Source organism: Microvirga lotononidis, assembly GCF_034627025.1.
GTDB lineage: Bacteria > Pseudomonadota > Alphaproteobacteria > Rhizobiales > Beijerinckiaceae > Microvirga > Microvirga lotononidis.
In genome coordinates, this window is record NZ_CP141048.1 from 4,000,574 (window position 1) to 4,010,000 (window position 9,427).

The 9,427-nt window shown below is 61.2% G+C and carries 7 protein-coding genes, 2 tRNA genes and 2 rRNA genes (1 of these 11 only partly in view); 10 read left to right on the top strand and 1 reads right to left on the bottom strand.

The window, feature by feature from the left end:
- Window positions 1-67 precede the first annotated feature (67 nt).
- The 4 genes from U0023_RS18915 (at window position 68) to U0023_RS18930 (ending at window position 4,558) form a co-directional block, all read left to right on the top strand.
- Window positions 68-1,087, top strand: a complete 1,020-nt coding sequence (locus tag U0023_RS18915; protein ID WP_040639250.1) for an amino acid ABC transporter substrate-binding protein — start codon at window positions 68-70, stop codon at window positions 1,085-1,087.
- A gap of 136 nt (window positions 1,088-1,223) precedes the next feature.
- On the top strand, window positions 1,224-2,435 hold the full coding sequence (locus U0023_RS18920) for an amino acid ABC transporter permease (protein ID WP_052600666.1): 1,212 nt from the start codon (window positions 1,224-1,226) through the stop codon (window positions 2,433-2,435).
- Between the two features lie 8 nt (window positions 2,436-2,443).
- The gene (locus tag U0023_RS18925) at window positions 2,444-3,763 is read left to right on the top strand and encodes an amino acid ABC transporter permease (RefSeq protein ID WP_009492609.1); all 1,320 of its coding nucleotides are present in this window, start codon (window positions 2,444-2,446) and stop codon (window positions 3,761-3,763) included.
- A 78-nt stretch (window positions 3,764-3,841) separates the two neighbouring features.
- Window positions 3,842-4,558: an amino acid ABC transporter ATP-binding protein gene (locus tag U0023_RS18930; protein ID WP_195904267.1), complete on the top strand. Its 717-nt coding sequence runs from the start codon at window positions 3,842-3,844 to the stop codon at window positions 4,556-4,558.
- Window positions 4,559-4,702: 144 nt separating this feature from the next.
- On the opposite strand, the gene U0023_RS18935 is transcribed toward U0023_RS18930, so the two are convergent.
- Complete coding sequence (locus tag U0023_RS18935; RefSeq protein WP_040639423.1) at window positions 4,703-5,107, bottom strand: DUF4345 domain-containing protein; 405 nt, start codon at window positions 5,105-5,107, stop codon at window positions 4,703-4,705.
- A gap of 101 nt (window positions 5,108-5,208) precedes the next feature.
- Between U0023_RS18935 and U0023_RS18940 the strand changes: the two genes are divergently transcribed.
- From U0023_RS18940 to U0023_RS18965, 6 genes are all read left to right on the top strand, one after another.
- Window positions 5,209-5,850, top strand: a complete 642-nt coding sequence (locus tag U0023_RS18940; RefSeq protein ID WP_009492615.1) for a glutathione S-transferase family protein — start codon at window positions 5,209-5,211, stop codon at window positions 5,848-5,850.
- Complete coding sequence (locus U0023_RS18945) at window positions 5,847-6,305, top strand: GNAT family N-acetyltransferase (protein ID WP_009492617.1); 459 nt, start codon at window positions 5,847-5,849, stop codon at window positions 6,303-6,305. Before U0023_RS18940 ends, U0023_RS18945 begins: the two co-directional genes overlap by 4 nt.
- A gap of 833 nt (window positions 6,306-7,138) precedes the next feature.
- A 16S ribosomal RNA gene (locus tag U0023_RS18950) occupies window positions 7,139-8,625 on the top strand.
- Between the two features lie 167 nt (window positions 8,626-8,792).
- Window positions 8,793-8,869 (top strand) — tRNA-Ile (locus U0023_RS18955).
- A 28-nt stretch (window positions 8,870-8,897) separates the two neighbouring features.
- Window positions 8,898-8,973, top strand: a tRNA-Ala gene (locus tag U0023_RS18960).
- A 260-nt stretch (window positions 8,974-9,233) separates the two neighbouring features.
- Window positions 9,234-9,427: ribosomal RNA gene (locus U0023_RS18965) — 23S ribosomal RNA — on the top strand; it runs 2,618 nt beyond the window's last position.
- Together the 16S and 23S rRNA genes with 2 tRNA genes alongside form the textbook arrangement of a ribosomal RNA operon.

The window sequence follows — 9,427 nt, forward strand, 5'->3', positions numbered from 1 at the left end:
GGCGCGGCTGGGGGGTCATAACCAAAAACGGCCGAGCCATGTCGAACTAGTGGGAGAAGATACCAACATGAAAAAGGCTCTCGTATCGATTGCCTTCGGCCTGACCGCCAGCCTGCTCGCAACGGGCGCTTCGGCACAGGCAACACTCAACAGCGTGAAGCAGAAGGGCTTCCTGACCTGCGGCTCGAACACGGGCCTCGCCGGTTTCGGCCAGCCGGACGCTCAGGGCAACTGGACCGGCCTCGACGTCGATCTCTGCCGCGCCATCGCCGCAGCCATCTTCGACGATCCGACCAAGGTTCGCTTCATCCCGCTCGCCGCCAAGGACCGCTTCACGGCGCTCCAGTCGGGCGAAGTGGACGTGCTGTCCCGCAACTCCACCATGACGATGTCGCGCGACACGCAGCTCGGCCTCGATTTCCCGGTCATCAACTACTACGACGGCCAGGGCTTCATGGTCCGCAAGAAGCTCGGCGTCTCCTCGGCCAAGGAGCTGAACGGCGCTTCGATCTGCACCCAGCAGGGCACCACGACCGAGCTGAACCTCGCCGACTACTTCCGTGCCAACAACATGAAGTACGAAGTCGTGGCTTTCGCGACCTCGGACGAGACGTTCAAGGCGTATGACGCCGGCCGCTGCGACGCGTTCACCACGGACGCCTCCGGCCTCTACGCCGAGCGCCTGCGCGCTTCGGCTCCGGACGATCATATCGTTCTGCCCGAGATCATCTCCAAGGAGCCCCTCGGCCCGGCAGTGCGCCACGGCGACAACCAGTGGGGCGATATCGTCCGCTGGACCCACTACGCGATGCTGAACGCCGAAGAACTCGGCGTGACCAAGGCCAATGTCGAGCAGATGAAGAACTCCGACAATCCGGAGATCAAGCGTCTTCTCGGTACGGAAGGCAAGTTCGGTGAAGCCACCGGCCTGACCAACGACTGGGCCGTGCGCATCATCAAGCACGTGGGCAACTACGGCGAGGTCTTCGAGAAGAACGTCGGCGAAGGCTCCAGGCTGAAGATCAAGCGCGGCCAGAACGCCCAGTGGACCAAGGGCGGCCTGCAATACGGCATCCCGGTTCGCTAAGCCGATCCAAGACCAGGACGCCCGGATTTTCCGGGCGTCCTACTCTCAAAGAACAACAAAAAGCCGCCCGTTCATGTCAGCATTGGCCGCATGAACAGGGGAGGACGGCAGGTATAAAATAATAAGCCGTCAGAGGATGAACTCAGTGCAGACCGCTGTCAGTCAGACATCGTCCCCCAAAAAATCGGTTCTATACGATCCGAAGGTTCGTGGAATTTTCTACCAGGTCGTTCTGGTCGCTGCGATCGTTTTCCTGTTCTACGTCGCCGCGACGAACGCCATCGAGAACCTGCAGCGCGCCAAGATCGCCTCAGGTTTCGGTTTCCTCAACAACACGGCCGGCTTCGATATCAGCCAGACGCTGATCCAGTTCAGCGCAGCCGGCGGCACCTACGGCGACGCCTTCGTCGTAGGGCTCCTCAACACGTTGATCGTGTCTGCCATCGGCATCTTCTTTACGACCATTCTCGGTTTCCTGATCGGCATTGCGCGCCTGTCCAAGAACTGGATGGTTGCGAAAGTCGCGATGGTCTATGTCGAGGTGCTGCGCAACATCCCGCTGCTGGTGCAGCTGCTGTTCTGGTACATCGCCGTCCTCGGCACCCTGCCGCAGCCACGGAATTCCCTTGAGATGGGGGCCGGGTTCTACCTGAATTCCCGCGGCCTTTTCATGGCCAAGCCCATCTGGGGGGCCAATATCTCGGTCATCGTCGCGGCTCTCGTGGTCGGTCTCGTCGGTACGTTCCTGTACCGCCGCTGGGCCAGGAAGCAGCAGGAACAGACCGGGCGGCAATATCCCGTCGGCAAGGTCACCCTGGCGCTGATCCTCGGCCTGCCGCTCCTGGCCTGGATCGTTCTCGCCCTGGCTGGTACCAATCCGATCTCCTTCGAATTGCCGCGCAAGGGAACCTTCAACCTGACCGGCGGCATGCAGATCCTGCCGGAATTCGTGGCGCTGCTGCTCGGCCTGACGACCTACACGGCGGCGTTCATCGCCGAGGTCGTCCGCGCCGGTATCCTGGCGGTTTCCAAAGGTCAGAGCGAAGCTGCCGGCTCCCTCGGCCTCACACCCGGGCAGACCCTGCGCCTTGTCGTGATCCCCCAGGCCATGCGCGTCATCGTTCCGCCGCTGACGAGCCAATATCTGAACCTGACGAAGAACTCCTCCCTGGCCGTGGCCATCGGCTATCCCGACCTCGTGCAGGTCTTCATGGGAACCGTGCTCAACCAGACCGGCCAGGCGATCGAGGTCGTCGTCATCACCATGGGCGTCTATCTGACGATCAGTCTCGTGACCTCGTTCATCATGAATATCTACAATCGCCGCGTGGCGATCGTCGAACGGTAGGAGATCGCATGAGCACCGCCCTCGACATGCCCCGTTTCGTCCGCGCCAAACAGGTTGAGGCACTGCCTCCGCCCAATCTGGCCCGCGGTCCGATCGCCTGGGTTCGGGAAAACCTGTTTTCCGGCCCCTTCAACACCGTGCTGACGCTGGTGGTGTTCTACCTCCTCTACGTCAGCGTCCCGCCCTTGGTGCGCTTCCTCTTCATCGACGCTGTCTGGACCGGGTCCGACCGGGCGGCCTGCCGGGCCGATTCGGGGGGCAGCGAGGCTGGAGCCTGCTGGGCTTTCATCTGGGACAAGATCAATTACTTCATCTACGGATCCTACACGATCTCCGAGCGCTGGCGGGTCGACGTCTTCTTCGCCCTCCTGGCCATCGGCGTCGCTTGGCTGCTGTGGCTCAGGGCGCCGCGCCGGGATCTCGGAGCCGTCTACTTCTTCTGGATCTTCCCGGTCGTCTCCTACATCCTCCTGACCGGCGGCAATGCGGATTTCGGCGTTCGCTTCTGGATCGGCTTCGCGATCTTCGGAGCGCTGCTGATCGCCCTGTTCGCCTTCGTCGCCACCCTGCTCAAGACATCCCTGCGTCCAGCGCTCATCATGGGCGGCGGCATCGTCGCGGTGATCGGGATCACCCTGGCCCTCGTCGACATCGATTTCGGTCTCGCGCCCGTGCCCACGTCCTTGTGGGGCGGCATTCTCGTGACCCTCCTCGTGGCGACCGTGGGCATCGTGGTGTCGCTGCCCTTCGGCATCGTTCTGGCCCTGGGCCGGCGGTCCAAGCTCCCCATCATCCGGATGGCCTCGGTGATCTTCATCGAGTTCGTGCGCGGCGTCCCCCTGATCACGGTGCTGATCATGGCCAACACCATGCTGCCGCTCTTCCTTCCCGGCGACATCACGGTCGACCGGCTGCTGCGGCCCCTGATCGGAACGGCGCTCTTCGCCTCGGCCTATATGGCCGAGGTGGTGCGCGGCGGACTCCAGGCCATGCCGAAGGGGCAGTATGAAGGAGCGATGTCCCTGGGGTTGAACTATCCGCAGATGATGAGCCTCATCATCCTGCCGCAGGCCCTGCGGATCGTCATTCCGGGCATCGTGAACACCTTCATCGGGCTGTTCAAGGACACGTCGCTCGTCGCCATCGTCGGCATTTTCGACCTGGTGAAGACCATCGAGGCCTCCCGGATCGATCCGAACTGGGCAGCTCCCACCATCGGCATCACGGGCTATGCCTTTGCCGCCTTGTTCTACTTCATCTTCTGCTTTGGAATGTCGCGGTACTCGCTCGGAGTCGAGCGGCGTCTTGCGGCTGGTCAGAAACGGTAAACACCCATGGCTACGACAATGACATCCCAAACCGCCCGTTCGGTCAGCATCGATCCCAAGGCCGAGTCCGCCGTCCAGATGATCGACGTGCATAAATGGTACGGCGAGTTTCACGTCCTGCGGGATATCAACCTGAACGTGCGCCGTGGCGAACGCATCGTGATCTGCGGACCATCCGGCTCCGGCAAGTCCACGATGATCCGCTGCATCAACCGCCTGGAGGAGCACCAGAAGGGCCGCATCATCGTGGACGGGACCGAGCTGACCAACGATCTCAAGCGCATCGACGAGGTGCGCCGCGACGTCGGCATGGTTTTTCAGCACTTCAACCTGTTCCCGCACCTGACGATCCTCGAGAACTGCACGCTGGCTCCGATCTGGGTGAAGAAGATGCCCAAGAAGGAGGCGGAAGAGGTGGCCATGCATTACCTGAAGCGGGTCAAGATCCCCGAGCAGGCGAACAAGTATCCGGGTCAGCTCTCCGGCGGTCAGCAGCAGCGCGTGGCCATCGCCCGTTCGCTCTGCATGAGCCCCAAGATCATGCTGTTCGACGAGCCGACGTCGGCGCTCGATCCGGAAATGGTGAAGGAGGTGCTCGACACCATGGTGGGTCTCGCCGACGAGGGCATGACCATGCTCTGCGTCACCCACGAAATGGGCTTCGCCCGCCAAGTTGCCGATCGGGTGATCTTCATGGATTACGGACAGATCGTGGAGATGAACACGCCTGATGAGTTCTTCAAGAACCCGCAGCACGAGCGCACCAGGCTCTTCCTGTCCCAGATCCTGCACTGAGGCGGAGACGCCGGATTGCAAAAGGCCCCGGAATATCCGGGGCCTTTTTGTCGGGTCGGGCGGACGTCCGGATCGCTTCTGCCGAGCGCGGCGCTTTTCAGATCAAGGGGCTCAGACCGAGTTCCCACTTTTGCGTCCGATGATTTAGGCGACGCCGTATTCCTCCGCATAGAGATTGGCGACCCGGGTCTGCCACAGGCACAGGACCGGGGCGACGACGAGTTCGACGATCAATCCTCCGACCATGAACAGAGACGGAAGGCCGGTCAGTCCAAGGCCGATCAGGCGGCCAAGGCCTCCGATGACCACGAGCAGGGTCAGGAGCCGGAAGCGGCCCGTCCTGATCTCGATGGAGGGCAGGGTGCTCCAGAAACAGAGGCCGATGCCGAGGAGCAGGCCCGACAGGAACCTGAAGTGACTCTCAGCCGAGATGCTCACCGCGTCGCCCGTGAGCGCCTGCCCGAACAGAACTCCGTAAAGCCCCGCGGCGACGGGGATGGTGGCGACGACGGCCACGCTCTGCTGCAACAGTTTCCGCTCGCGTTCCATCCGGGCCATGGCATCTCCCTCGCATGGGATTCTGTGCCTTCCCGAGCGCGAGACAATCGATTACGGTCCCCGACCACAGAATTTTCTTATGGGGACGCATCATGCCGTCACGGTTCGAACTGCATGGGTTCGCCTATTCGGGGCCGACCTACAAGGTCGCTCTCGCCCTCTCGCTCATGGGTGAACCCTTCGATTACGTGCATGTGAACATGATGGGCGGCGAGCACAAGCAGCCGTCCTATCTTTCCAGGCAGCGCTATGGACAGGTGCCCCTGCTGGTCGATCGCAATAATGGCCGGCAGCTGTGCCAGTCGGCGGCGATCCTGGAATATCTCGCCGACATGACCGGCCGGTTCGGCGGCGCTGATCTCGACGAGCGCCTCCAGGCGCGCGAATGGCTCTATTGGGATTTCGATCGCCTCGCATCTCCCCTTTACAAGGTCCGCGTGGTCAAGGCCGGTTTCCGTCAGGCTGCTCCCGAAGTCGTGGAGGACTGCCTCAATGCCGCCAGGAACGCCCTCGGGGTTCTGGACGCCCATCTCGCGGGACGCGCGTGGCTGGTCGGGGAGGGGGCGACCATTGCCGATATCGACATCTACGGGGTCGTGACTTTCTCCGATCAGGCGGGAATCGATCTCACCGGCTATCCGCAGGTGGAAGCATGGGTGAGGCGCGTCGAGGCGTTGCCTGGCTTCGAGGTTCGGACGGACCTGTTGCCGATGGAATCCAGGGTGGCCGCATGAGCGCCCCGTCGATCCGTGAGGCGCTCGCCGGCGATCTCGAAGCGATCATCCACCTGCATGAGGAAGACGAGCTGGGCTCGCACGGCGATGTCTGGTCGGCCGAGACGCAGCCGGCCTACGAAGCCGCCTTCGAAGCCATCCAGCGCAGTCCCGACAACAGGCTTTTCGTGGCGGTCGACGGCGACGAGATCGTCGGAACGTTCCAGCTCACCTTCATTCCCAATCTGACCGGGCGTGGCACGACCCGCGTGAAGGTGGAGAGCGTGAAGGTGAGGGCGGTTCGGCGCTCGGGCGGCATCGGCGCGCAGATGATCGCTTTCGCCGAGGATTTCGCCCGCACCCACGGGGCTGCCGCCATGGAGCTGACCTCCAACAAATCCCGCAAGGACGCGCACCGCTTCTACGAGCGGCTGGGCTTCGCGCGCAGTCACGAGGGATTCAAGAAGAAGCTCTGATCCGAACCGACGCTGCACCTGCCGGTCAGGCTGAGCGACGCCTGTGCCTGAAGAGCATAGGCCCCCACCCGTTCGGAGCTTTCCCATCGTCCAACCTTTCCCGAGGAGGGGCGAGCCTGGTGCGCCCGCGCCCATGTCGTCTTTCGGGAGTTGACAAACGGGTTTGGAGGGGACATATCCGCAGCCCCGCCGGCTTGTGGCCGGGCGGGCTTCATTTTTCTTCCGACGCCGTTTGGGCCGGGATCTTCGGATGCCGCCGGGCGGGTCGCGATCGCGGTTCCTGCGGGATCCGGATCGACGCCACGAGCCATGAACGCCAGTCTTGGGTCAGTTCCTGCGGCTCCTCTGACGCCATGGAGAAGCATCCGGACAGCATTCGTTCTGTCGGATGAGCGCAACGCGGAGGGCGAATACGCTGTCTGCGGCCGCGGAAGCTTGCCCGAATACTGGACGGGCGGGGCGGGGTGCCGGTTTCGAATGATTTTCTTCGAAAAGGTGTTGACCGCAGCGGAGGGTTCGGCTAGAACCTCTTCATCGGCGGCGGGGTTCGGACGGATCCTGCGGCCAGCGGCTTCGGGGCCTGGTTGTCCTGGTAGGGACGGTTGGGCCTGCGTGGTTGTTTTGCTGTCTCCGGAGGAGGCGGCGTTGTTCTTTGACATTGTTGAGAGGGAAGAGAAGCGTAGGCGGCGGTGTCCTTGCGCCGGACCTTTTGGGGTTCGGGTGGATAGACATCGACCAGTTCTATGCTTTGGTGAGTACACCGCTTCAGGGCGACCTGGAGTGAGATGGACTCTGTCAATTTGCGTAGTGACTACAGTCGAGATCAAATTCTTCAACTTGAGAGTTTGATCCTGGCTCAGAACGAACGCTGGCGGCAGGCTTAACACATGCAAGTCGAACGGGCCCTTCGGGGTCAGTGGCAGACGGGTGAGTAACGCGTGGGAACGTGCCCTTCAGTTTGGAATAACCCAGGGAAACTTGGGCTAATACCGGATACGCCCGCAAGGGGAAAGATTTATCGCTGAAGGATCGGCCCGCGTCTGATTAGCTGGTTGGTGAGGTAATGGCTCACCAAGGCGACGATCAGTAGCTGGTCTGAGAGGATGATCAGCCACATTGGGACTGAGACACGGCCCAAACTCCTACGGGAGGCAGCAGTGGGGAATATTGGACAATGGGCGCAAGCCTGATCCAGCCATGCCGCGTGAGTGATGACGGCCTTAGGGTTGTAAAGCTCTTTCGCACGCGACGATAATGACGGTAGCGTGAGAAGAAGCCCCGGCTAACTTCGTGCCAGCAGCCGCGGTAATACGAAGGGGGCTAGCGTTGTTCGGAATCACTGGGCGTAAAGGGCGCGTAGGCGGCTTTGTAAGTCGGGGGTGAAAGCCTGTGGCTCAACCACAGAATTGCCTTCGATACTGCATGGCTTGAGACCGGAAGAGGTTAGTGGAACTGCGAGTGTAGAGGTGAAATTCGTAGATATTCGCAAGAACACCAGTGGCGAAGGCGGCTGACTGGTCCGGATCTGACGCTGAGGCGCGAAAGCGTGGGGAGCAAACAGGATTAGATACCCTGGTAGTCCACGCCGTAAACGATGAATGCCAGCCGTTGGCGAGCTTGCTCGTCAGTGGCGCAGCTAACGCTTTAAGCATTCCGCCTGGGGAGTACGGTCGCAAGATTAAAACTCAAAGGAATTGACGGGGGCCCGCACAAGCGGTGGAGCATGTGGTTTAATTCGAAGCAACGCGCAGAACCTTACCAGCCTTTGACATGTCCCGTATGAGGAGTGGAGACACACCTCTTCAGTTCGGCTGGCGGGAACACAGGTGCTGCATGGCTGTCGTCAGCTCGTGTCGTGAGATGTTGGGTTAAGTCCCGCAACGAGCGCAACCCTCGCCCCTAGTTGCCATCATTGAGTTGGGCACTCTAGGGGGACTGCCGGTGATAAGCCGCGAGGAAGGTGGGGATGACGTCAAGTCCTCATGGCCCTTACGGGCTGGGCTACACACGTGCTACAATGGCGGTGACAAAGGGCAGCGAACCCGCGAGGGGGAGCTAATCCTCAAAAGCCGTCTCAGTTCGGATTGCACTCTGCAACTCGAGTGCATGAAGGCGGAATCGCTAGTAATCGTGGATCAGAACGCCACGGTGAATACGTTCCCGGGCCTTGTACACACCGCCCGTCACACCATGGGAGTTGGTCTTACCCGACGGCGCTGCGCCAACCGCAAGGAGGCAGGCGACCACGGTAGGGTCAGCGACTGGGGTGAAGTCGTAACAAGGTAGCCGTAGGGGAACCTGCGGCTGGATCACCTCCTTTCTAAGGATGTTCTCTTACGAGGTGGCGTCATGCCGCTTCTATCGGAACACTTGGAACACTAGGGTCAGTCAGACCCTGCTATGCGGGACGCTGCCGTCTTCGCTTCTCTTCTCAATCCGGATACATCGACCGGGGCGTTGGCGCTGCTTCAGCGCGCGCTTTGGTTGGGGCCTGTAGCTCAGGTGGTTAGAGCGCACCCCTGATAAGGGTGAGGTCGGACGTTCGAGTCGTCCCAGGCCCACCATTGTCGTGTCGCCTCGTGACGAGGCTCAGGGGCCTTAGCTCAGCTGGGAGAGCGGTAGCTTTGCAAGCTTCAGGTCGTCGGTTCGATCCCGACAGGCTCCACCACGATGCTTCGTGGCCATGATCCGGAGGTCAAAGGAATTCGCCTCCCCTTATCTTGAGGGTGAGCGCGGATGTTTGAAATCGTAAAGAGGCAGCATCTTCGGCCAGCAGGACGACCTAGTTCCTGCGAACCAGCCCCGGCCCGCAGCCGGGAGCGCCGGAGATGCTTGGCAAGCAAAACATGTTTTTGGCGCAAGCCAAGAACAGGTCTTTCTTTTGGATTCGTGTCCGGCTTTTGCCGGGCGGACATGGATCATGAGAGTAATCAAGTGTCGTAAGAGCATCTGGTGGATGCCTTGGCGCTGAGAGGCGATGAAGGACGTGGTACGCTGCGATAAGCCTTGGGGAGCTGCGAACGAGCTTTGATCCAAGGATCTCCGAATGGGGAAACCCCCCTTCGACCCTTTGTATTGTCAGGTCAGGAGCGATCCTGGTCTGGCACTACGGAGGGTCCGAT